Origin of the sequence: Planomicrobium sp. CPCC 101079, assembly GCF_007859275.1 — a bacterium.
In the GTDB taxonomy this organism is placed as follows: domain Bacteria; phylum Bacillota; class Bacilli; order Bacillales_A; family Planococcaceae; genus Planococcus.
On record NZ_VOHC01000028.1, the window covers coordinates 186,329 to 210,196 of the forward strand.

Below are 23,868 nucleotides of genomic sequence, written 5' to 3' on the forward strand. Positions count from 1 at the left end.
CTGATAATTTCGTTATTTGAACCATATATTCCTACTGCCGTTGAAGAAAGTGACCCTTTCACATGGTAAACTATCCTTATACAGGAAAGGGGCGGCTGCTATGCTGAAACGTTTAGTGATCACTGGATACAAGCAACATGAATTAGGCATATTCGATGATAAAAACCCTGGAGTCCGCTTTATTAAAAAAGCACTGGAAAACCGTCTGCGCTCGCTGCTTGACGAAGGGCTTGAATGGGTAATTTTGAGTGGTCAGCTTGGTGTCGAAACCTGGGCGGCTGAAGTCGTAATAGAGATGAAAAAGGAATTCCCGGATTTAAAGTATGCCGTGCTTACTCCTTTTCTCGAACAAGAAAAGAATTGGAACGAAACCAAGCAGGAAAAGTACCGGTCAATTGTTGAACAAGCAGATTTTCATCGCAGTTTGACAAACAAACCCTATGAAGCACCATGGCAGTTTATCGAAAAGAATAAGTTTTTCCTTCGAAATTCCGATGGCATTCTGATTGTCTATGATGAAGAAACAGACGGCTCACCCAAATTTATCAAACAAGAAGCGGACCGCTATGCTGAAAAAGCGGATTATGCGGTACTGACAATTACTGCAGATGACCTCCGCGTCGTGACGGAAGAAGAACAACTGGATGAGTGGGGATGATCAATCAGGCCAATAAGCGCCTGATTGATTTTTTTGACATTTGACTAAGTTAGCTGCCTTCGGTAACCTTAAAGAATTGTCTTTAGCAAAACGCACTACGAGGAGGAATTTATGAAGAAAGCTTCAAAAGTTTTTTACATCACATTTGTTTTAATTATTTTAACGGTAGCATTTGGAGTCATTGCTCCTGAACTGTTTGAAAAAGTGACTGGAAATATTCGATCATTTATCGATACTGCCTTTGGCTGGTATTATCTGATGCTCATGGCATTTTTATTGATTTTCACATTCATCATCATCATTAGCCCTTACGGAAAAATCCGGCTCGGCAAAGATGCGGATCGTCCGGAGTTTTCAACCATATCTTGGATTTCCATGCTCTTTTCAGCAGGGATGGGAATCGGACTTGTTTTTTATGGCGCTTCCGAACCACTTTCCCATTTTGCTATCCAGCCTGCTACTGCAGAACCAGGAACGGATGCTGCTTTCAAAGAGGCGCTCCAGCGCACCTATTACCACTGGGGCATCCACGTTTGGGCAATGTACGGAATGGTTGCTTTATCACTCGCCTTTTTCCAATTCAGAAAAGGCCAACCTGCATTAATTTCATCAACATTGAAGCCGATTTTCGGCAAGAAGATGGAAGGCCCTTTAGGGACGCTTGTCGACGTGCTTGCAGTTTTTGCAACGGTATTCGGCGTAGCTACTTCTCTCGGCTTCGGCGCTGCTCAAATTAATGGCGGACTTGCTTATTTGTTTGGCATTGAGCAAAGTTACGCTGCTCAAATGACCATTATTGGTGTAGTTACTATCCTTTTCATCATATCCGCATGGTCGGGGCTCAACAAAGGCATCAAGTATTTGTCTAATACCAATATGGTGCTTGCCATCACGTTGCTGATCCTTGTCTTAGTTCTCGGCCCAACCATTCTTATCTTGAATATCTTCACCGAAACATTCGGCGCGTATTTCCAGAACCTGATCGGCCTTAGTTTCCAATCAGCTCCGCTGGATGCAGAAAACCGCAGCTGGCTAAACTCTTGGACCATCTTTTACTGGGCTTGGTGGATTTCATGGGCACCATTTGTCAGCATGTTCATTGCCCGTGTCTCCAAAGGCAGGACAATCCGGGAGTTTTTAATCGGTGTGGTGATCGCCCCAACGGTATTCGGCTCGATTTGGTTTGCCGCTTTCGGTACAACCGCTATTGATATTCAGAAAAGCGGCTTTGATTTGACAGCTTTTCCAACAGAACAGACATTGTTCGCGATGTTCAGTGAAATGCCGATCGGTACATTAATGGCAATAGTGGCCATTTTGCTTGTCAGTACGTTTTTCATCACATCTGCGGACTCCGCTACTTTTGTGTTGGGGATGCAATCGACTAATGGTTCGTTATTGCCAAGCAACCAGATTAAAATCTTATGGGGCATCGCCCAATCGCTTGTGGCTGCAATTCTGCTGTCCGTCGGTGGACTTACCGCCGTGCAAAACACCATTATCGTTGCTGCTTTGCCGTTTTCATTCATCATAATTCTGATGCTCATTGCATTATTTAAAGCATTGAATGCTGAATTAAAATTAATAAAACCTAAGAAATGACTTTTAGCCGCTTTCCACTTATCCAGTGGGAGGCGGTTTTATCATATACATACTTTTTACTAAGCAGGGTATAGGAAAAAAGAAAGCCAAAATTGGAGGTGCTCAACTCAATGGAAAAGCAAACGAAAGCAATTATCCAGGATTCTTTGGATGCCTTAATGGAAAATCAAGAGTTTTTGCCGGAGCTGCAAGGGCCAATGAGAAATCAAGCATTTACTTCATTAAGCTCTATTCTTTCGACTCCGAACAAAATACACAAGTCGTTCCTCCGCATTCCATTGGATGATGGCCGGGTTATACGAATTCCTTCTTTCCGCGTCCAGCATAATAACGCATTTGGCCCGTACAAAGGCGGAATCCGTTTCCATGAAAGCGTCAATGAAGAAGAAGTTGTCAACTTGGCTTTTTTAATGACGTTGAAAAATGCGCTGCACAGCGTGCCGTTCGGCGGCGGAAAAGGCGGCATCGTCTTGGATCCCCGCAAATTTTCGGAAAAAGAGTTGAATCTTATCGCCCGTAAATACGTCCGTTATTTTTCCGATGTCATAGGGCCTGACAAAGACATTCCCGCACCTGATGTCGGGTCGGGCGCTCGCGAAATGGATTGGATGATGACAGAATACAAAAAAATCACCAACGGCAGCGCATACCTTGGAAGCTTTACCGGAAAAAGCATTGAAAATGGCGGTTCGCTTGGCAGACGGGAAGCAACAGGCAAAGGCGTCTACTTTACATTCCGCTATTTGCTCCATGACTTTATAAAAGAAAATGAAACACAACTAAAATCTTCCGACAATATTTTCGCAGCAACTGCCCTAGCCCACTTTGACCGGCCATTGACAATGGCTGTACAAGGTTTCGGAAACGTTGGGTCTGTAGCGGCGCTTGAAGCTTATAAAAGCACCCATATCAACAATAAAGTCGTAGCCGTCAGTGACCGCAACGTCACATTATATAATGCAGATGGCTTGGACATTTTGTCATTGGTCGAATTTGCTGCAACAAACCGGGGAGATTTGCCGAACACGGAAGAACAGCTTCAACAAGCCAAAGTAACAGCGGACATCAGAGGGCGCGATGAGTTGCTGACAATGCCTGTTGATGTTCTTTTGCTTGCTGCATTGGAAAACCAGATCCATACCAATAATATGCAGGACATCAAGGCACGCATCATTATTGAAGGTGCAAATGCTCCAGTCACGCAGGAAGCGGATGAATACCTGAGCGATCAGGGCGTCATCATCATTCCGGATATTTTAGCGAATGCCGGCGGTGTAATTGTCTCTTATTTCGAATGGCTGCAAGGCCGGGAAACTCAATTCTATTCGGAAGAAGAAGTTTACCGGCTGCTGCTGGAAAAAATGAAAGACACAATGGATTTGATTTTCCCTCAGTTTTTCGGTGATCCATTCCCACTTCGCCAAAATTGCTATATCCATTCGGTTAGAAGATTATCTACGATTTTGTACCGCCAAGGCCAACTGTATTAACAAAAGCGAAGACAAAAGTTTAGATCTCCTTATATGCAAAAAGCCGGAGCCAATTGAGGCCCCGGTTTCTTACATTCCATTCGTCCGCCGTTCATGAGAAATGGAATAAGCTTCTTTCCGGAAATTGAGAATGCGGTCTTCTGAACATTCGATGCCTAAAGTTGTAACAGTCGGATCGAAAATAACCGATTCAGCGTTTTCCGCTTTTTTTGTAACCATCAAGCGGCCAATGGTGAGCTTCTTTCGCTCTGCTGGCCATTCCTGCGTCGGATCGTCCGTTGGATCTTCTGTTTCACCTAGGATGATATTCAGCTGAAAAGCTACCGGCCCGGCAGCAAGCCGGTCTTCCAGATCAGCTTTGTAATATTCAATCGGCATCGAAGCGGCACTTGTCAGCGACAGCGTATCCACTCCCGCTTCCGGCTCCCATTCGTATTTGATCGGCCTTTTGTTTCCTTGATCATCGACAAAGTAAAACACATGGATAGCATGATAACGCCCGGTAGCAAAACTGGCAGGTGCATGCATTTTTTTCAAGACCTCAATGGCAGCTCTGCTTTCCGGATATTTTGCGATTAATTGGGCCAAGTCGACTACACGCGGTTTTCCATTCTTGAACGATTTCATGATAGTCAGCATTTCGGTAAAGACCTCAGGCGTTTTTGCCATGAAAATGGGTGAATTCACTCCGACGATATTCGCCACGGCGCCTTCCGGCAATTGAAATTGGACCGCCATCCCTTTGACCGGAGACATGATATCGGTCCAAGTGGGGTCCGGCGAGCTATGCGAAAAACGGACAAGCACCTTGACTTCGCCTGCTTTAAAATGCGGTGCCGCCGTTAGTCCTGACGCTGCCCCATTCGCCGAAAAGACCCCTTCGTAGACATCTCCTCTGGCGTGGGCACGCCGATAACCCGGATATTTCCCGAACACTTTCTCAATCTGGTTGACTGCTGTTTCCGCTAATGGCTGTTTATCCATTTTATCACCTCGTTGCTTTTGCTATACCCCTCTTACAAGCGCAGTTAACAAAACACTTAACTTAGTATTGGTCGGCATATAGCCACCAGACCAATGTACCGATAATTCCTGCCAAACTGGTAAAAAGTACGGTGAAGGCATTGCTCGCCTTCAGATTGTATCCTTCTCCAGCTATGCCGCTATAAAGAGCCGGGATAGACCATGGGAAATAATCTCCATAACCGATAGCCGCTATAATCTGCGAAAAAACGACCATCAGGATCATAAAACCCAAAGGGGCCAAATACCCCTTTCCCCAACAAGCAAAAAAAGCGATGGGCGTACTCAAACTGATTGTCAATAATGCTGTGATCACTATAATAAATAGCCCTTCTTGCCAAACAGCTGACGACCAGCCGGAAAGGCTGATTCCCCATCCGATCAACATGCCGAAACCCACAGCATACAAGCTCAATAAACCCGCTGTGGCAAAAACCACTAAGAACTTGGCTAAAACTAGAATTCCTCTATGGTACGGCAGCGCCAAAAGGTCTTTTATCGTCCGGTCTGTATACTCTCTGCCAAAAATCCAGCTTGCCACAAAGCCGAACACCAGAAGCCCCCCTACCGCAATAATCTGAGCTAACATCGAAAAATAGGCTGGCCAAGTAGCTTCTCCTGCAATTTGCGCTTTCGCGCCGAGCAAACCTGTGCTTTTCGCCAGTTCCGGATTCTTTAAGACGAACATAAAAAATCCACCCATTAACGGCGCAATCGTAAAAGTCGCCAGAACAATCCAGAGCAATTTGGATTTCCGGAGCTTCATTGCTTCCACTTGCAATACAGCCAGTAAAGGAGTCATAACAGCTTGTCCCCTTTCTGGCCGATAAGCCGCAGAAAATAGGTTTCTAAATCCTCTTCCTCCACTGCTAATTTAGTGGGGGAATGCCCTTGATGGACAAGAAAACGCGCAACATCGTCCGGGCGCTTGATGGCATTCACATCATAAGTCTCGATGAATCCATCCTTGTTTAAGGAAGAAACGAAGCCTGCTGATGCCATCACTTCAAGAGCCTGCGTTTTCTCACGCACCCCTAACACAAGCCTTTGATTTAACAGAAGATGCAATTGGGCAGCTTCCACTTCTTGAACGAGCCGGCCCTGATGAATGATGCCGACCTTTGTCGCAATCCTGGCGATTTCTGTCAGCAAATGACTTGAAATAAAAATGGCTATCCCTTCATTAAAAGCCAGCTCCTGAAGAAACTCTCTAATTTCAACAATCCCAGCAGGATCCAGCCCATTGACAGGTTCATCCAAAATCAAAATTCCGGGCTTGTGTAAAAGAGCTTTGGCAATTCCGAGGCGCTGCGCATTGCCCAAGGACAGGTTTTTCGCTTTTTTGTCGGCATATGGCGTTAAATTCAAACGATCGATCACTTGGTCTACCACGTCCGGATTGGAGATCAAGCGAAGTCGGCGAAAAGCATGCAAATTTTCTTTTACTGTAAGTTCAGGATAGGCATAGGGTGTTTCGACCATATAACCAACTTTTTCCCAAATAGCGTAATTGCGGAGATTCACTTTTTTTCCATAGATGAAGCAAGTTCCTGAAGTTGGTTTTATCATGCCTAAGAGCATTCGGATGGTGGTGGTTTTTCCAGAACCGTTCAATCCGATAAATCCGTAAATTTCCCCTTTATTGACACTTAGTGAAAGATCCTCGACTGCTTGAAACCCGTTATAGCGCTTAGACAATCTATCTGTTTCGATAAGGCTTTTCATTTCACTTCGCTCCCTTGTCAGAACCTCAGCATAAAAGCAACTTCCCGTTCAACTCCAGCGGAAGAAAAAGCGTATTCATGCCACCATTATGGTCTTTTGAACGAGAAACTACAAGGTGAAATTCAAGTGGAAGTTGCCTTGTTTATTGAATATCTCATCAGATAACGGGAATACATATACAAAGTTTGAATTAAAGGAGGAAACAAAATGGATATGAAACACGAAAACAATAAGATTTCTCTTTTGGACAACGAAGAAGAAATGGCGTTTATTTCCTACGTGCCGAATGGCGACATGTTGACGGTTGATCATACTGTTGTCTCGCCTGAATTGGAAGGCCAAGGAATCGGCAAAAAGTTGGTGGCGGAAGTTGTGCAATACGCGCGTGATGAAGGAAAGACCATCGATCCTCAATGTCCTTTTGCCAGCGCCATCATCGAGAAAACGCCCGAATTTCAAGATGTGTTGGCAAAATGAACAGCATCCGCGAAAGCGGGTGTTTTTTTGTCCCTCCGCTAGTTGTTTCGCGCTTCAATTTGGGGAAACAGTAAGACCAAACAGCAGAAAGGGGTTTATGCTCATGTCCCAGCCGCTCGAAGAATCTGTTAAAAAATATGCCCAGCCATTTCAATCACCCCAGGATTTAACGCCTTTGCTTGATGCCATTGGAGATGCAAAAATCGTCATGCTTGGTGAAGCGAGCCATGGAACATCTGAATTTTACACCGTCCGTGCAGAATTATCAAAGAGGCTAATCCAAGAAAAAGGATTCACGTTAATAGCAGTTGAAGGCGATTGGCCGTCGTCGCAGCAAGTCAACCGCTATATTCGAGGATACAGCAGCAATGGCAAAAGTTCGGAGGAAGTGCTGCAGGCGTTTAAACGGTGGCCGACTTGGATGTGGGCTAATGAAGAAATTGCCGATTTTACCCGATGGCTGAAAAACTACAACGAGAATAATGAACAACAGGTTGGTTTCTACGGGATTGATGTTTATAGTCTGTGGGAATCGATGGAAGAAGTGGTGCAGTACCTGACCGATACCAACCCTGCCGGAGGGGATTTGGATTTGGCGAAAAAAGCGTTTTCCTGCTTTGAGCCATTCAATCGTCAACCGGAAAAATACGCCATTTCGACAGCAAATTTCACAGAAGTTTGCGTCGATGAAGTCTCAAAGTTGTTGTCCTCGCTCCGCAGCAATGAGGAACAGTATAAAGATGATCAGGAAAGCGATTTGAACTTGGAAATCAACGCCCTCGTTGCGAAAAACGCGGAAGATTATTACCGGGCAATGGTTCGAAGCGGTGAAATCTCCTGGAATATTCGAGATGAGCATATGGTCGAAGCCATCAACGAAGTGCGGGATTACCATGGACCCGACGCTAAAATCATTATTTGGGAGCACAATACCCATATCGGTGATGCCCGGGCAACTGACATGAGAAGAGATGGCATGCTCAATGTCGGACAAGTACTGCGGGAACAAAACCGCCCGCAAGACGTTTTTGCCGTTGGCTTTGGAACTTATCGCGGCACCGTCATTGCATCCGACTCTTGGGGAGCACCGTATGAGCGGATGTCCGTCCCGCCTGCTCGCATCCACTCATGGGAAGAGATTTTGCATCGTTCCGGCGCCCATGACAAATTTTTGGTTTTCAATCAAGAAAGCCGTTTGCTATTTGAGGATTGGGTCGGACACCGGGCTATTGGCGTTGTCTACAATCCGGATTTCGAAGCTTATGGCAATTATGTCCAGTCAAAAATTTCACAGCGCTACGATGCATTTATATTTATCGACGAAACAAAAGCATTAACTCCCTTAGAAGTTGAAAATCCAATAGTCGATTAACCGAATTCAACTTTCACGGCTTCTTTTGATGCTTTTCAACCCCAAAGAAAAAGGCAGACCTGGAATGGTCTGCCTTTGTTTCATATAAAACCGCCGTCGTTAAGGCTATAGAGATAGTTCCAATTGTCAGCTTTGTACAAAGCGTGGATCGTTAACCGGTCCCCTGTACCCAATGTTACTTCTTCTTGCGTAATCGCAACCACCATGGCGGTCGCCCCATTGTCCAAATTCAAATACACATCACCAATTGAAGGTCTTAGCGCATGCTTTTCTTTTATCGTATCTTCCAGCTTCACATCTTCTTCCAACTGATCTGCAGACACCTTGGATTTGTCCTGATAAGTTACATCGTTGCTGCCAGGTTCTTCACCAGGAACCATGACAAAAAATTCCCTGGCCTTCACTGTGTTTTGGCGAGTGGTAATTACATCCTTGCCCTCGACCATTTCAACTTTCTCAAACTCGTTCAAGGAGTAATGATCCATATAGTCCGGGTCCGGCTTGCTGATTAAAATATAGCCGCCTTCTTCTGCTACACGGTCTTCACGAAGCGTGTATTTTGCTCCCAAAAACAAAAACGAATCCATATGCTTCGGTTTGTAGTAAGTTACCTCTTCCGCTTTGCTTGCCACTTGCTCCATATCTTTGATCCGAAACATCAAAATCGACTTTTTAGCTAGGGGCTTAATGGAATAAATTTTGTGCAGCTCGTTATTATAATAAACGAACTGTCCTTTGCGTGCTTGAATTAATTTCATGTTTTCCCCTCCAACACTTGTATTTCTCCTCTGTAGATTTTAGAGGAAATAATGGCAGAAGTCCATGCAATCGATAAAATTGTCTGGTATGGTAGAACAAGCAAATATACAAGAAGGGTGAGCATGCGAATGGACTTCAAAAATCGCGATGAATTCATTATCAAAAAATACCAGCAAGATGAAGAAACAATGATTCAGCTTTACGTGCAATGGTGCTTGAACCATGACGTGGATGCCGTTGCTTTATACCAGCGCGCTTATCCTGGCCAAGTACAAAATGACACGCTGCTGAAAGCAGTGGAAGAAGCAGAACAAGAACATATGGAAATCGGGCATGACACCCTTTTGGAAGTGCTGCAACTGTTCGGCAATGACGATTTGGCTTTTGCCGTCACCGAAGAAATTCAAAACTTCCCGAAACGCTAAAAGACCAGGTGCTAGGTGCACCCGGTATTTTAGCGCTTTTTCTTTCTCAATTCTTTCGCTTTGTTTTCAATATAGCTGGTTCGAAGGTTTTCATAGCGGTTCGAAGATATATTGCTGTAGATTTCGTCCAAGCGCGAATGGTCTTCCTTTTCTTCCGTTTCCGCCTCTGGTTCAATCGTTTCTTCTGGCCGTTCCTTTTCCATCGCTTCCACCCCTCTGTTTATATATAATTTTCCCTTCCACGCCTACACTTAAACACACAGAAAAACCGGACCCTTTTATAGGTCCGGTTTTTTTGATTAGACAGTCACTTTTACGCTTTTCAGCTCTTTCCCAAGGAATTTCGCCAGTTCTAACATGCCAAATTTCCCGGCTGCCGCTTCTGCGTCTGAATTATAATTGGTGTTGGTATTTACATCATAAGTGAAAATTTCACCCGCGCTGTTGCGGATAAATTCAATTCCCGCCACGGTAATATTGTTTTGGCGAAGAAACTCTTCGTATTTCGCAATGATCGGGTCATTGAAGCCTTCAACCACTTGGAATTTAGGCTTTTCTTCCACTTGCTCTCCTACAGGGCAGAACAAGTCTTCAATGCTGCATGCATCCGCCGGGCATAATTCAAAGCCTTCTGATGTATCCACTTGCACCGCATAGACAAATTTGCCGCCGACAAATTCACAGCGCGTAATAAACGGTTCCGGCGCTTGGATATACTGCTGGACAAGCGTAATGCCATCAATTGATGGTTCAAAACCGCCGCCATCCAAGTGTTCATGCAACGCTGCCATCGAATGGAACAATTGCACGCCTAATCCTTTTCCTGCACGGTTATGCTTGATAATAAAAGAAGATTCTCCCAGTTTTTCTGCTGCTTTGACGATTTGCTCTTTGCCGTTTGCCGCAATCGTTTTTGGCGTACGGATGCCTGCTGCGTTCAACGCCATATATTGATTGACTTTGCTGACTTCAAGACGCAAAGCCCGGCTTCCGTTAAAGACTTTGCGTCCGTGGTGCTCAAGCCAAACCAATAAAGATTCTGCAAGTTCAGGCGCATAGCGATGGCCGCGAGTATGCGAGGAAGCACTCATGCGGCTATAGAATACGCCTTCTGGCGGCGCTTCGTTCAAGTCAACAAGCCCTTCATCGGTAAACCAGTTTTCATAAGGCAAGCCCAGTTCATCCAAACGCTTGAATAAGTGGGTTGTCCATTCTTCATTTTCGTGAATTACATATATTTTTTCAGTCATAAAAAGTCCTCCTATTTAGAAAGCGTTTCAAGCGCTTTTCGTTTTTCTTCCACCAACGGCATTACTTTCTGCGAAAAGCGTTCCATCTCTTCCAGCTGCGGAGAAAATTGCAGAAGCAATAGATCAAGGCCCACTTTTTCATAAGCCAGAATCTGATCTGCAATTTGTTCAGGCGTACCGATCAAATTCGGGCGCAAGCCGCGGTTGGAAACCGAATAATCTTCCAATTTCACCTGCTGCTCGAGCTGCGATTTGCTGACAAAGTCGTTATAGCCAACATAGCCGCTCGAATCCTTCATATCAACAATGCGTGCGTACTCTTCTTTGACTTCTTCTTCTGTATCACGGCACACAACATATGCCGCCATACCGAATGATTGCAACGGCTCTTTTCCTGCCGCTTTGCGAAGGTCTTTCATATCTTGTATTTTCTTCTCAATCTCTTCCACTGTTCCACCATGCATCACATAAGCGTCGCAATTCTCGACGATTGACTTTTTGCCGCGCGGACTTTCGCCTCCAGCATATAAAATCGGGTTCGGCCGCTGCACCGGTTTCGGCTCCAAGCGTGCGTTTTGAATATCGTAATATTTTCCTTTAAACGAAAACTCTGGCTGGGTCCACATTCCTTTTACTATTTCAAGAAACTCATCTGTCCGGTCATAGCGCTCGTCATGCTCTGTGAATTCGCCGCCGTATTGGCGCGCTTCTTCTGCCCACCATGCAGAAACGACGTTCAACGTAAAGCGCCCATTAGAGATCTGGTCAATGTTCGCCGCCATTTTAGCCGTGATAGCAGGGTTATGGAAAGCAGGCCGGATGGCTGTCATGATTTCGATTTTTTCAGTTACAGCGGCAAGTGCCGCTGCCGTAGACCAAGCTTCAAGCGAATCAGCTTCCATCCCTTTTATGTCATTCAAGTTCAATTCAGCAATCAAGGTAGTGTCATATCCCCATTTTTCTGCTGACTGAGTCACTTTTTTTGCATATTCGAATGTAGTGGGCATATTTTCCTCTTCTACATTGCGAAGCCATCCACCGAAAATCGGCATCCAAAAACCATATCTCATCTCTACTCGCTTCCTCTCATCTATGAAGTGATTGTCACTCCCGGAGTTTCTCCCAGAGTTGTAATTTTATAGAGCCAACTTAAAAAATAGAAATTGGTTGAAACTTCATTATCCATTTTTTGAAGATTAAACGTATTATACAATAAACCCGTTTATTCTTACCAGTGAACTTGGTTATAAATTTTTTAACTTTTCATAACAGGCTTTTCTTGTTTTCATTATAGGCAAGAACTCGTCACTTTCCGAAAGATAAGGGCATGACAACAGCCATTACCTCTCCTCCCGCGCATAGCGTTTCATCTGCAAACACTTCGATCGAAACCCGGAATTTCTTCGGGTGAATTTCTTCCACTTTTCCGATAGCTTTTAACATTGCTCCTTTTGGTGTCGGTTTCATGAAATCTACATGCAAAGAAGCAGTGACAAAACGAGGGGGTTCCTCTCCGCTTCCCGGTTCAAAACCATTCTTCCGGTGAAGCGCCAAAGAAGCAGAGCCAGTGCCATGGCAGTCGATCAGTGAAGCGATCAGCCCTCCGTACACAAATCCAGGAATGGCGGTATGTTCTTCTTTTGGTTCGTAGAAAGTCACCGTTTCTTCCCCTTGCCAACTGGTGCGGAAATGGTGTCCATGCGGATTTAACCGGCCGCAGCCATAACACCATGCGAATTCTTCCGCATAATCGTCTTGTATTGCATGTCGCGTGTCCGATGCCATCAACTACCCCTCTTTTCTTCCGGTTTCCAAAGCACAAAATATTCTTTATCTTATCACAGCACTAGTGGATTAATGCAAGTATTCAAACTTTTCCCCCTAAACAAAAAAGGTTTGAAGCCCTTTCGCTTCAAACCTTTTTTGCATTCCAAAAGAAAAAGCATGATCCTTTTCATCAGATCATGCTTTCCCTTTTGCTTCCCCTTCTTCCTGAAGGGGCTTTGCACGCGGAAAATTCGATTAAATTCCTTCTACAAACTGTCATTTTCTGACGAATAACAAACCCTCGCCATTCTTATAGTTCACTTGCTCTGACTGCTTTTTGCCATTCCGGCATGTGGATTCACATCTACATTTTGGTGACGATTGATGGCAGCCAGTCTTTCAAATGCACTTACACAAAAAACTTACATCTTACTTTTGTTACACTTTCCAATTAGAAACCACATGAAACGTTGGTCCCCGACGAGAGTGATAATCGCCAGTAAAGCAAATTTTCCGCCAAGGCTGTGCAATTCCTCGTCTGAAGGCGATTGTAAACGATTTATCTTAGTTGCCCGTTTACTCGTTTCTTCCTACGGTAGTTCTGCCTTGTATAAATAAAATACCCCTTCTAATCTTTTTCAAACCTCTTTTTTAAAAATTTATTAGAATCTTTATTAAATTTTAATTATTTTTTTACTTTTCCTTTTTAGCAAGCTATACTAGGAATTAGTTCGAATTCCGTAATAAAGGAGAGATTTTATGGCTAAGAGTTTACCCTTGCGTTCAGAAGTACCAGTAGAAGATACATGGGATTTAAGAAGTTTATTTTCTTCAGAAGAAGAATTTTATCAAGCATTGTCCGCGCTTGAGGAGCATGCCAACTCGTTCCAGCAGCAGTATTCAGGAAAAGTGGCAGATGCTTCTTCCATCATTGAAGCGTTGACTGCCTATGCTGCGCTTTACGAAAAACTGGTTCCCCTAAGTACATATGCTAGTTTAGTGTTAAGCACCGACCAAACAGATGACGCCGCTCAAATGCTTTCGAGCAAATTTGGATCGGTCGCCGCAAAGATCAGCAGCAAACTGGCTTTTCTAAACAGTGAACTTCTGGCCTTGCCTGAAGAGATGCTGCAGCAAGCGATGAATGAATCCGAAGAGTTCAAAGTGTACTTGGAAAAGCTGATCCGCAAAAAACAATATCAATTGCATCCCGAAGTGGAAAAAACCCTAGCTGCTTATTCGCCCACATTCAGCGCGCCATACGGTTTGTATAACACCACTAAAATGGTTGATATGAAATTTGACGATTTTGAAGTGAACGGCAAAAACCATCCGCTCAGCTACGTTTCGTTTGAAGGTGACTGGGAAGCCGAACCGAATGTCGAACTTCGCCGCGCAGCCTTCAACGCGTTTTCTGCTAAGCTGAAAGATTATCAGCATACAACAGCGAAAACTTATGATATGCAACTGCAAACGGAAAAGACAACTTCAGATTTGCGCGGCTACGATAGTATTTTTGATTATTTATTGTTTAATCAGGAAGTCGACCAGTCCCTCTACAATCGCCAAATTGACTTGATTATGAAAGAATTGGCTCCGCATATGCGCAAATACGCAAAATTGCTGCAAGATGTCCATGGCCTTGGCAAGATGACCTTTGCCGATTTGAAGATTTCATTGGATCCATCGTATGAACCTGAAATCACTGTAGAAGAATCCAAAAAATACATCAATGAAGCACTTGCAATTATGGGTCCGGACTATTTGGAGATGGTCGATCGCTCGTATTCAGAACGCTGGATCGATTTTGCACAAAATACCGGGAAATCGACAGGTGCTTTTTGCTCAAGCCCTTACGGCGACCATCCGTATATTTTAATATCCTGGACAGGACGCATGAACGAAGTGTTTGTTTTGGCTCATGAACTGGGCCATGCCGGCCATTTCTACAACGCCAACCGCGAGCAGAACGTATTTAACGCGCGCCCATCCCTGTATTTTATCGAGGCGCCGTCAACGATGAACGAAATGCTCGTTGCCAACCACCTTCTTGAAAGCTCGAACGACCCGCAATTCAAGCGTTGGGTCATTTCTTCAATTGTCGCCAGAACGTATTACCATAACTTTGTGACGCATTTGCTTGAAGCAGCTTATCAGCGTAAAGTATATGAACGCATTGACGCTGGCCAAAGCGTTAACGCGGGCATTTTGAACAACTTAAAACGCGGTGTGCTCGAAGAATTCTGGGGAGATGCTGTGGAAATTACGCCAGGAGCTGAATTGACATGGATGCGCCAGCCGCATTACTATATGGGCTTGTATCCGTACACATACAGCGCAGGACTCACAATTTCCACGCAAGTATCCAAGCGCATCTTGAAAGAAGGCCAACCGGCTGTCGATGACTGGATCGAAGTATTGAAAGCCGGCGGCACGAAAACGCCTGTTGAACTGGCCAAAATGGGCGGCGTCGATATTACAACTGAACAGCCGCTTCGTGATACCATTGCCTACATCGGTGAATTGGTGGACGAACTTGTCAAACTGACTGAAGAAATTAAAGTGAAGTAACAAGTATATAATGTAAAAAAGCCGGACAAGATCTGTCCGGCTTTTTTCATTTTTTAGCGCTTCTCCAATTCAATGTTTGTTCGACTGCGATTGCCGCCATTGTTCCGACAATCAAGCCATTCGACAGTGTAGCAGCCAAGACAGACGGCAAGTTGACCATGCTTTCCGGCGGGACAAACATGAGCCCAACGCCGATCATCAACCCAAATGCCGACACTTTATAGGCGCGTTGCTGATCTTTAGCTTCCGTTAACTCATTAAATGCCATTTCGACCATCTTAGTGAAAATCGCAAAAATGACCGCGTAGGCAACTGGCGCCGGCAATGCTGCGAGCAGCGCCATGATATTCGGGAATAAACTGACCAGCACCACAAGAACCCCGCCGATCATGAACGGCTTAAGCGATGGTGTTCTCGTAGCACTGACAAAACCAGCTGCGCCGGAAATCGGAACCGGTCCAATGGATGAAAATACGCCAGCCAATATTTGATTGAGCCCTGACGCTACAGAAGCTTGTTTGATCCGATCTTCTTTGGTGATGGAAAATTCATTTTTCAATACCGATTCCATGACACGGACCGATGCCATCATATTGGCGATCAACAGAATGGTGAGGAATAACGCCGTCACAAACATGCCGCTATCCCAGATCACTGGTCCGAAGACGAATATCTCTGGAAGCGAAAAGACAGAACTCTCAACAAATGCGGCGCTTGGCGCTTTATCCAATAGAAGGAAAATGAGCCATCCGGCTGAAATAGCCAAGAGTACGGAATAGCGGTTTACCCAAGCCGTTTTGTGGCCCATCAAATAAAACGTAATCATGATGACCAGCACCGCCCCAAAAACAATGATGCCATCAATCGGATCGCCTTCAGCCACAATGCCAAGCAACCCTTTTAAAATGGATTCGCTCAACTGCAAAACGAGCAGCAGCAGATAAATGAACGTAATCGTCGGCGTGAACAATTTTTTCATTTTGTCCACAAGCCCGGTATACGCAAAAATGATAAACAAACCCCCGCTGTAAATCAGGCCGCTTTGGAGCGCCTGCAGTGACGCATCCATTGTTGGGTACATCATGCCAATCAATCCGGCATAAACGATGAAAATGCCCCACCACAAACCTGCCGGCCCTTCGTTGATCGGCATTTTATGGCCAATGACGGCTTGTACAAGACAAGCAACTCCCAAAACAAAAATGGTACGCTGCACAAATAAGGTTGTGTCTCCCCCGTCCATGCCAAAAACACTCGCGATTGCAATTGGTGCGGCTATTGACGAAGCCAAAAGAAAGACCGCCCACTGAATTCCACCAACTAAATTTTTCATCAACACTTTCTCCACTTCCTGCATATGTCATATCATTATCCAGTATACCCCATTTTATATAAGACAAAAAAAAGGCCTGACGCCGTCAGGACTCTTTTTTCTTGTTGCCGTCTTTATCATACGTTACTGTATATCCTTGATCCTCTAAGTTCTTCACTTCTTTTCTCGAAGCTCTCACTAAGAGCCAAATAATAACAAGAGATAAAATGAATATCACAATAACGGAAATAATTCCTGGAATATACTCGGTCTTGTCTTCTGGAAAATATAGAAATTCCATTATATTTTTTCCCGCCTTTATCTAATCAATTTTTCCCTATTATACATGATAGTTATAGCTGTTTAAGGAAGGAACGTGAACGTTTAGTGGCAATCCATTATCTTCAATTCTCTTCCATACATACTTGTTCAGAAAAAATGCCAGCCGCATTGTTACGCTGGCTGGCATTTTTTACAAATTTCCTATTCGCCTTCTGAAACCACAGTAAACCGCTTGTTCTTATGTTTAGGATCCTCAATTTCATCAACTAAGGCGATGGCGTAATCCCTGTAACTGATGTAGCTCTCGCCTTTTGAGTTGACGATAAATCCGTCTTCACCCGACTGGTAATAGCCGGTCCGCATTCCTTCCGGATCAAAAAAAGCAGCCGGACTCAGGAAAGTCCATTGAATCCCTTTTGAAGCCTCCAAATCGGCTAGGTTTTGGCTCTGGTTCAAGGCAATCGCTTTAAAGGTTTCCGGAAATTCCGGCGTCTCATAAAAGCGCGTCGTTTTTGCTTCATCGACGAACAAACTTCCGGCGCCGCCGACGACAATCATTCTTGTGTTCGGTGCACCTTTTAATGCTTCAATCAGAAATTTTCCCGCGTCCACATGCTGTTCTGCTTTTTCAACCGGCACGCCAAATGCATTGACTACTACGTCAAATTGCTTTAAATCTTCAGCAGTTAAGTTGAAGATTTCTTTTTCCAAAACCTTTACATCTGGCCGTTCAAGTTTTTGGGCATTTCTAACGATGGCTGTAACGTCATGGCCTCTCACCATCGCTTCTTTCATAATAAGGCTTCCCGCTTTTCCAGTTGCTCCAATAATTCCAACTTTCATTCAGGGTTCCTCCCAGCGTTTTCTTACTGCTCTATGGCATCTTTCAATATTTCATAGGACCGTCTTCTTTTTTCCTGATCGTATATATAAGATACCGCCATCAATTCGTCAATTCCTAATTCTCCGCAGAAGCGGTTGATTTGTTCGCTCAGGGTGTTCCGGTCCCCTTTGAACGTATACTTCGACATGCCGTGCACCATGCTTTCTTCATAGAAATTCCATCTGCCATCCATTGATTCTACTGGCGGCTGAAGAAGATTCCGGGTTCCTCTGACAACGTTCAAGTAAAACAGATCGCTTGAGGTTGAAAGCATTTCAGCTTCTTCATTGGTTTCTGCCCCAATCACATTAACGCAAACCATTACGTAAGGTTTGGCAAGATATTCGGAAGGTTCGAATTCACTCCGGTAAATGCCGAGCGCCTGCTCAAGCTGCTGAGGGGCAAAATGTGCAGCAAACACGTAAGGCAAACCGAGACGTGCCGCTAGCTGGGCACTGGACGTGCTCGATCCAAGTATAAAAATCGGCACTTCTGTCCCTACTCCAGGATGCGCATGGACCTTTCCTTGGTGTTCGGCAGACTTTAAATAAGTTTGCAGTTCGACCACATCTTGCGGAAAAACGAAAGCCGTTTCCTGATTGGTTCTGCGCAAAGCATGGGCAGTTTGCATATCGGTTCCCGGCGCACGGCCAAGCCCTAAATTGACTCGTCCCGAATACATGGTTTCCAGCGTTCCAAACTGCTCCGCTACAACAAGCGGTGTATGGTTTGGCAGCATGACACCGCCAGAGCCGACTTCAATCGATTCCGTGTTATCCAGGACTTTTGCGATTAAAATAGAAGTGGCTGAACTGGCCAGCGTCGGCGTATTGTGATGCTCCGACAGCCAAAAGCGCCGATAGCCTAATCCTTCCACGTGTTTCGCCAGCTCGACCATGTCTTGTAATGCCTCTTTGGTTGTATACCCTTCACGCACCGGCACTAAATCCAACACAGATACCGGTATTGCTGTTCGTACTTCACTCATTTCTTAACGCCCTTTCTTCTATAGCTGTACTTTAAGCATAGAACCAGAAAATCTTGAATACAAACTTTCTGCTTGCAGCTTTAAGAAGTCGGCGTTTCTTTTGATAGGCTGCGCCATGTGTCGATTTTATCGTCTTCGTCGAATTCGATAATTACGTCCGTGACGCCTTTCACCCCTTCTTTGATTCGTTTTTCAATATAATCCCTGACATCGTCCGCTTCTGCTATGGTCATTTTAGGATCTACTTCCAGCTTCAATTCAATGTGGAAGCTTTCCCCTTCTTTGATGACATCCAAGTCTTGGATATCCCGAACTTTTTCATGCTGTAAAACTTTGGCTCCGATTCTTGCCTGCATCTTTACATCAGCTACACCAAGCGCCCCTGCCGCATTATCCAGGAATACCCGTCCTACTACCAGAATCAGCATGGCACCAATAATGATGGATGCATAACCGGTAGCGCTGTGAAACGGGGTATATGTCGAAATGACAATCGCCAGTAATGCCAGCACCGCTCCGCCGACCGCTACATTATCCTCCAAAAAGACCAATTTTGTGGCTGGCTTCGCTTCTTTTACGTGCTTGTAGCTTTGAAAGACGAATTTCATTCCGCTGATTTTTTCCGCAGGCAGATGTTCTGTGATTTCCCTCATCGCTTTTTGAAGGACAAAAGCCTCCAATAAAGCAGAAGCGCCCAGCACGCTGATATTCAGCCAAAACCAGTCTTCCGAATGCGTGGTATCGGAAATATGATGAATGCCTTCTACAATGGTTTCGTAAGCTAAAACACCGACAACCAATACTGCCCCCAGCAAAACCAAATTGACCAAACGGCCAAAACCGCCTGGAAACCGTTCCGTAGGGGCTTTCTTACTCAAGGCAGAACCGACAAAAACAAACAATTGGTTGGCGGCATCGCCAAAACTATGCATCATTTCGGCAAACATCGCGACATTTCCTGTAATTAGATAAGCGATGGTTTTGATAATCGCAACAATAGTATTGACGCAAGCAGCCCAAAAAGCGGACTTTGTTCCTCCTTTTAGGAGTCGAAAAAATTCTCTCACTCGGCTTCATCTCCCCGTTTACTTTAACTTTCTGCTATTCTTTTTGTTCCCCAATTTCAAGAAGCTCACACGTAAACGCCAAAAATTCGGCATAGAAAAGGGAGAGCCATTTTTCATGGCTCTCCTTTTTGCACTTTAAATTTCGTAAACTTTACCAATTTCAGCAAACGCTGCGATGCCGCTATACGTTTCTTGAGCCGCTTGAAGAATTTCATCGAGGCTGCCGTATTGCGGCAAATGCGTCAACAGCAATTTGCCCACACCTGCTTTTTCTGCAAGAGTACCAGCTTGGCTCCCACTCATATGCCCTTCAATAATGCCGATGTACTTTTCATATAAATTGGATTCAGCTACTAGTAGATCTGCGCCTTCAGCAAAGCCAACCAAGGCTTCTGTCCATTCCGTGTCTGCTGTAAAGACCACCGATTTCCCATTGGAAGAAAACCGGAGGGCTAAACAATACACCGGATGGACCGTTTCACAAAACGACACTTCCCAGGGCCCAATTTGAATTTTCTCCTCTACATTTAACGCTCTTCCTTCAGTGACTCCTTTAAAAGAGAGCTGGTCGAACGCTTCTTTGTCTTTGTCATGGGCAAAAATCGGCAAGGGTATGTTGTCCCACTCTTTTAACTGCATGCCAATCATCGCCGCATGCTGCAAAACACCGATATCCGCAATATGGTCTGCATGATAATGGCTGATAACTACCGCGTCGATTTTGCGCAGCTCCGTGTAATTCTGTACCGCTGCCAACACTCCGCTTCCGCAATCAACTAAACATCGGAAACCATCTTGTTCAATCAAAAATGAAGAAGTCGCTTCGTTTTTATTCGGGAAAGCTCCCCAAATCCCAATTGGTGTAACCTTCATAAAACCGCTCCTTTGCCAATTTGTTTTCTTCAGTATACCTGATTCAATCAAAGCCATCTTGTTTAGGCGTTATTTATGTGTGGTATGTATACAAATGAGTGATAATCAAATTGGAGGGATTACTTTGACAGTAAAACTAACAGTAGAAAACGCGGTACAAGCAAAAGCGGAAATTGAAAGATTGCAAAGCCAAGGATATAGCGATGACAATATTTATATTTTCGCCCATGACAAACGCCGTGAAGAGGATATCACTGAAGCGTTGGATACTGAAAGTGTCGGCATGAAAGAACAAGGCTTTCTGACCGGCATGAAAAACATGACTAGTTCCCGTGGAGACGAGCTTCGGGCCCAAATGGCCGCAGTCGGTTTATCCGATCAAGAAGCCGAAGAATACGAAGAAGAGCTTGATAAAGGAAAATTAGTGATCATTGCATCTAAAGACGAATAAGCAATACAAAAGGCCGCTTCTCTTCTAGAGAACGGCCTTTCACTTTTCAATATAATGAAAATTTTTTATATTTTTATTATTCTAACTTAAACATTTTTCTTCCAGTTACTTAGGGAAATAGTTAGGAACACTGGAAGTACCGTTCTTCTCATTGATATAGCATTTGATTTTTGCTATATTTGAATAAGTTTAATTTTCGAAATGATAGCATCGCAGCTTTTTTCTGCAGGGCATCAAGGGGGAACGGAATGAAGAACAGCATAAAAATGGGCAGCGCCTTTATCGGCATTATCGTGGGAGCAGGTTTCGCTTCTGGACAGGAGATCCTTCAGTATTTCACGAGTTTCGGTATGATGGGCATCATTATAGCCGGTATCGCAACAGCCTTATTTGCTTATTTGGGCATGAATTTAACACTTCTCGGCAGCCGGATGCAGACCACTTCCCACAAAGAAGTGGTTTACGGCATCAGCGGTAAAGTATTTGGAAGAGTTGTCGATTACATCATTATTTTCACTTTGTTCGGCGTAGGGGTAGTGATGATTGCAGGAGCAGGTTCTTTAGTGTCCCAGCAATTTGGACTGCCGGCAATTGCTGGCAGCACGTTGATGACAGTGTTGGTCATTGTAACCATTATGCTCAATGTCCACAAAGTCATTGCCATCATTGGCAGCATTACGCCATTTTTAATCTTGATGGTTGTGGTATTGGCTATATATAGTTTGGTGACAATGGACAGCTCGTTCGCCAATCTTGACTCAATCGCTCAACAACAAGTATCTGCCGTGCCTAACTGGTTTTTATCAGCCTTTAACTATGTATCTTTTAACATTGCGTTAGGTGCTTCAATGGCAATCGTGATGGGCGGTACGGAAAAAGATGAAAAAGTGGCGGCACGCGGCGGCTTGATCGGTGGGCTCGGGCTTGGAATTCTGATTATCTTAAGCCACTTGGCAATTTTTTCTAAAGTGGATGCAGTCGGCAATGCAGATATGCCGATGCTGCAAATTGCGAATGACATTTCCCCTATCCTCGGGTTTTTCATGTCGATCATCTTATTTGGAATGATTTTTAATACCGCAGTCGGGATGGTCTTTGCATTCTCTGCTCGATTTTTCGAGTTCGGCACGGCAAAATTCCGGATTTTCGTGATTATCACTGGAGTGGTTTCGTTTATCCTAAGCTTTGTCGGCTTTAAAAATCTTGTCAACGACTTCTATCCGGTTGTGGGCTATCTCGGCTTTTTCCTGGTAGGGGCAATCATTGTTGCAGCTTTCAGGTACCACAGAAAAACAGCTACAATTTAATTAATTTTTTCTCAAAAATCCCAGCCGCCAAAGCAGGCAATTCCGCTTTGGCGGTTTTTCATGATATGGTTCTAGTTAGATAATAACCTGAAAGGAGTGCTCATTGATGGAGTCGTTCGTCAAAACACCCGAACAGCAAAAGTTGCTGGATCAACTCAAAGAATTGCAGCCAGCTTTCCAAAAACGCGAACCGGAATTGGACGCTCTTGGTTCTTTTCCTTTCAACAATATTGCCGATTTAAAAAAACTGGATTACCATACGCTGACATTGCCAAAAGAGTTCGGCGGACAAGGATTCGGCCTTTATGAATACATACTTGCCCAAGAAGCAATTTCAGAAGGATCCGGCGCCACCGGCCTATCCATCGGCTGGCATGTCGGCATTGTCCTCGAATATGCCGAAAACCGGCATTGGCATCGGGAATCGGCTGATTGGCTGATGGAAAAAATACAGCATGGTGCGCTCATTAATACTGCTGCGACTGAGAACAATGCAGGCAGTCCGCTGCGTGGCGCGTTGCCAAGAACGACAGCTGTGCAGGACGGAAATGAGTGGGTCCTCAATGGCGAAAAGACATATACGTCGCTCGCCCCTGTCCTCGATTATATTTTTGTGACCGCTACAACTGAGAACAGCACTGTCATGACGTTTATCGTTCCGCGCGATGCAGAAGGCGTCTCGATCGACGACTCATGGGACATGCTCGCCATGCGGGGAACAGCAAGCCAAACGCTCATATTGGACAATGTCCGCATCCCTGTTTCTTATGTACTGAAACCATCCCATGCTCAAACACCGGCAAAAGGCTGGCTGCTTCATATTCCAGCTTGTTATATCGGCATCGCCGCTGCCGCGCGGACGTATGCTGTGCAGTTTGCAGCGGGCTATATTCCCGCTTCGCTTGGCAAACCTATTGCAGAAACGCCGAATATCAAGCAACTCATTGGTGAGATGGAACTGGAACTAGCCACCGCCCGCCACCTGCTATATGGTACAGTCGAACGCTACGAACATGCTGAAGACAAAGCAATGCTGGCTGAAGCGTTGAGCATCACGAAAATTGCCGTTACCAATGCAGCCATCGGCATCGTCGACAAAGCGATGAAAATTGTCGGTTCCCGTGCCTTATCGGAATCAAATCCGATGCACCGCCATTATTTAAATGTGCGCGCTGGCCTATATAACCCGCCGATGGAAGATATGGTCAAAGCCCAGCTTGCCAGCCAGGCAATCGGAATTTTTCGCGCGGAAGAAAATTGAAAGGTGGAGAAAAGCAAAATGACCCTAGTATGGATTGATGATACCAAAATTGATGCCTTGAACTTTCGAGCAGAAACTATACCCGACGCTGTTTCAGGGAAGAAAAAGCAGAAAATCACTTTTGATTTTAAAGTGACGAGCGCAGAGTACCACGATATTGCCGTCTTGTTGTATAAAATGGAGTTTCGCATTCGAGTTCCTGAAAAAGAAATGGATTTTTTTGCTGCAATTTCCAACTATTCGACTTCCATCACCAATCTTTATAAAGAAAATCAAGTGGCTGACTATAAGCTGGAATTGACAGAGAAAGCATAAAGCAAGAACT

General features: G+C 44.7%; 25 protein-coding genes. 11 read left to right on the forward strand and 14 right to left on the reverse strand.

What is annotated here, in order from left to right; all coding sequences use genetic code 11:
* Positions 1-100 precede the first annotated feature (100 nt).
* The 3 genes from FQV28_RS13050 (at position 101) to FQV28_RS13060 (ending at position 3,750) form a co-directional block, all read left to right on the forward strand.
* Positions 101-658 (forward strand): SLOG family protein, encoded by a 558-nt coding sequence (locus FQV28_RS13050; protein WP_146496934.1) that lies wholly within the window; start codon positions 101-103, stop codon positions 656-658.
* A gap of 111 nt (positions 659-769) precedes the next feature.
* Positions 770-2,260 carry a glycine betaine uptake BCCT transporter gene (locus FQV28_RS13055; RefSeq protein ID WP_146496935.1) on the forward strand — a complete coding sequence of 497 codons (1,491 nt, stop codon included), beginning with the start codon at positions 770-772 and terminating at the stop codon, positions 2,258-2,260.
* 110 nt (positions 2,261-2,370) lie between these two features.
* Positions 2,371-3,750 carry a Glu/Leu/Phe/Val family dehydrogenase gene (locus FQV28_RS13060; protein WP_146496936.1) on the forward strand — a complete coding sequence of 460 codons (1,380 nt, stop codon included), beginning with the start codon at positions 2,371-2,373 and terminating at the stop codon, positions 3,748-3,750.
* 69 nt (positions 3,751-3,819) lie between these two features.
* Here the strand turns inward: FQV28_RS13060 and FQV28_RS13065 are convergent, their stop codons facing one another.
* The 3 genes from FQV28_RS13065 to FQV28_RS13075 form a co-directional block, all read right to left on the reverse strand.
* Positions 3,820-4,734 (reverse strand): catalase family peroxidase, encoded by a 915-nt coding sequence (locus FQV28_RS13065; protein ID WP_146496937.1) that lies wholly within the window; start codon positions 4,732-4,734, stop codon positions 3,820-3,822.
* A gap of 61 nt (positions 4,735-4,795) precedes the next feature.
* A complete protein-coding gene (locus FQV28_RS13070; protein ID WP_146496938.1) occupies positions 4,796-5,575 on the reverse strand; it encodes an ABC transporter permease in 780 nt (259 codons plus the stop codon).
* Complete coding sequence (locus FQV28_RS13075; protein ID WP_146496939.1) at positions 5,572-6,498, reverse strand: ABC transporter ATP-binding protein; 927 nt, start codon at positions 6,496-6,498, stop codon at positions 5,572-5,574. The genes FQV28_RS13070 and FQV28_RS13075 overlap by 4 nt, the downstream gene beginning before the upstream one ends.
* Before the next feature lie 207 nt (positions 6,499-6,705).
* Here FQV28_RS13075 and FQV28_RS13080 point away from each other — a divergent pair, with 207 nt between their 5' ends.
* Together FQV28_RS13080 and FQV28_RS13085 are read left to right on the forward strand one after the other, a co-directional pair.
* Positions 6,706-6,975: a GNAT family N-acetyltransferase gene (locus tag FQV28_RS13080; protein WP_146496940.1), complete on the forward strand. Its 270-nt coding sequence runs from the start codon at positions 6,706-6,708 to the stop codon at positions 6,973-6,975.
* Positions 6,976-7,078: 103 nt separating this feature from the next.
* Positions 7,079-8,347: an erythromycin esterase family protein gene (locus FQV28_RS13085; protein WP_255472940.1), complete on the forward strand. Its 1,269-nt coding sequence runs from the start codon at positions 7,079-7,081 to the stop codon at positions 8,345-8,347.
* A gap of 80 nt (positions 8,348-8,427) precedes the next feature.
* Here FQV28_RS13085 and FQV28_RS13090 read toward each other — a convergent pair whose 3' ends face one another.
* Entirely contained in the window at positions 8,428-9,105 is a 678-nt protein-coding gene (locus tag FQV28_RS13090; protein ID WP_146496942.1) for a hypothetical protein, read from the reverse strand.
* Between the two features lie 129 nt (positions 9,106-9,234).
* On the opposite strand from FQV28_RS13090, the gene FQV28_RS13095 reads away from it, so the two are divergent.
* Positions 9,235-9,531, forward strand: coding sequence for a hypothetical protein (locus tag FQV28_RS13095; RefSeq protein ID WP_146496943.1), 297 nt, complete (start codon positions 9,235-9,237; stop codon positions 9,529-9,531).
* 29 nt (positions 9,532-9,560) lie between these two features.
* Here the strand turns inward: FQV28_RS13095 and FQV28_RS19275 are convergent, their stop codons facing one another.
* The 4 genes from FQV28_RS19275 to FQV28_RS13110 form a co-directional block, all read right to left on the reverse strand.
* A complete protein-coding gene (locus FQV28_RS19275; protein WP_186763873.1) occupies positions 9,561-9,734 on the reverse strand; it encodes a hypothetical protein in 174 nt (57 codons plus the stop codon).
* Positions 9,735-9,830: 96 nt separating this feature from the next.
* Positions 9,831-10,781: an ATP-grasp domain-containing protein gene (locus tag FQV28_RS13100; RefSeq protein ID WP_146496944.1), complete on the reverse strand. Its 951-nt coding sequence runs from the start codon at positions 10,779-10,781 to the stop codon at positions 9,831-9,833.
* An 11-nt stretch (positions 10,782-10,792) separates the two neighbouring features.
* On the reverse strand, positions 10,793-11,851 hold the full coding sequence (locus FQV28_RS13105) for an LLM class flavin-dependent oxidoreductase (protein WP_146496945.1): 1,059 nt from the start codon (positions 11,849-11,851) through the stop codon (positions 10,793-10,795).
* 235 nt (positions 11,852-12,086) lie between these two features.
* Positions 12,087-12,566: a PaaI family thioesterase gene (locus tag FQV28_RS13110; protein ID WP_146496946.1), complete on the reverse strand. Its 480-nt coding sequence runs from the start codon at positions 12,564-12,566 to the stop codon at positions 12,087-12,089.
* A 741-nt stretch (positions 12,567-13,307) separates the two neighbouring features.
* Here FQV28_RS13110 and pepF point away from each other — a divergent pair.
* Complete coding sequence (gene pepF / locus FQV28_RS13115; RefSeq protein WP_146496947.1) at positions 13,308-15,119, forward strand: oligoendopeptidase F; 1,812 nt, start codon at positions 13,308-13,310, stop codon at positions 15,117-15,119.
* Positions 15,120-15,165: 46 nt separating this feature from the next.
* Here pepF and FQV28_RS13120 read toward each other — a convergent pair whose 3' ends face one another.
* The 6 genes from FQV28_RS13120 to FQV28_RS13145 all read right to left on the reverse strand — a co-directional run bounded on the left by FQV28_RS13120 (position 15,166) and on the right by FQV28_RS13145 (position 20,524).
* Entirely contained in the window at positions 15,166-16,452 is a 1,287-nt protein-coding gene (locus FQV28_RS13120) for a purine/pyrimidine permease (protein ID WP_146496948.1), read from the reverse strand.
* Between the two features lie 85 nt (positions 16,453-16,537).
* Entirely contained in the window at positions 16,538-16,732 is a 195-nt protein-coding gene (locus FQV28_RS13125) for a hypothetical protein (RefSeq protein ID WP_146496949.1), read from the reverse strand.
* Positions 16,733-16,914: 182 nt separating this feature from the next.
* Positions 16,915-17,556, reverse strand: coding sequence for an NAD(P)-dependent oxidoreductase (locus FQV28_RS13130; RefSeq protein ID WP_146496950.1), 642 nt, complete (start codon positions 17,554-17,556; stop codon positions 16,915-16,917).
* Positions 17,557-17,579: 23 nt separating this feature from the next.
* Positions 17,580-18,584: an LLM class flavin-dependent oxidoreductase gene (locus tag FQV28_RS13135; protein WP_146496951.1), complete on the reverse strand. Its 1,005-nt coding sequence runs from the start codon at positions 18,582-18,584 to the stop codon at positions 17,580-17,582.
* An 80-nt stretch (positions 18,585-18,664) separates the two neighbouring features.
* Positions 18,665-19,651 (reverse strand): cation diffusion facilitator family transporter, encoded by a 987-nt coding sequence (locus tag FQV28_RS13140; protein ID WP_146496952.1) that lies wholly within the window; start codon positions 19,649-19,651, stop codon positions 18,665-18,667.
* 135 nt (positions 19,652-19,786) lie between these two features.
* Complete coding sequence (locus FQV28_RS13145; protein WP_146496953.1) at positions 19,787-20,524, reverse strand: MBL fold metallo-hydrolase; 738 nt, start codon at positions 20,522-20,524, stop codon at positions 19,787-19,789.
* A 124-nt stretch (positions 20,525-20,648) separates the two neighbouring features.
* Between FQV28_RS13145 and FQV28_RS13150 the strand changes: the two genes are divergently transcribed.
* The 4 genes from FQV28_RS13150 (at position 20,649) to FQV28_RS13165 (ending at position 23,858) form a co-directional block, all read left to right on the forward strand.
* Positions 20,649-20,975 carry a YflT domain-containing protein gene (locus tag FQV28_RS13150; RefSeq protein ID WP_146496954.1) on the forward strand — a complete coding sequence of 109 codons (327 nt, stop codon included), beginning with the start codon at positions 20,649-20,651 and terminating at the stop codon, positions 20,973-20,975.
* A gap of 248 nt (positions 20,976-21,223) precedes the next feature.
* Positions 21,224-22,282: a YkvI family membrane protein gene (locus FQV28_RS13155; protein WP_146496955.1), complete on the forward strand. Its 1,059-nt coding sequence runs from the start codon at positions 21,224-21,226 to the stop codon at positions 22,280-22,282.
* Between the two features lie 103 nt (positions 22,283-22,385).
* Positions 22,386-23,543: an acyl-CoA dehydrogenase family protein gene (locus FQV28_RS13160; RefSeq protein WP_186763874.1), complete on the forward strand. Its 1,158-nt coding sequence runs from the start codon at positions 22,386-22,388 to the stop codon at positions 23,541-23,543.
* Between the two features lie 18 nt (positions 23,544-23,561).
* Complete coding sequence (locus FQV28_RS13165; protein WP_146496957.1) at positions 23,562-23,858, forward strand: DUF3219 family protein; 297 nt, start codon at positions 23,562-23,564, stop codon at positions 23,856-23,858.
* Positions 23,859-23,868 lie beyond the last annotated feature (10 nt).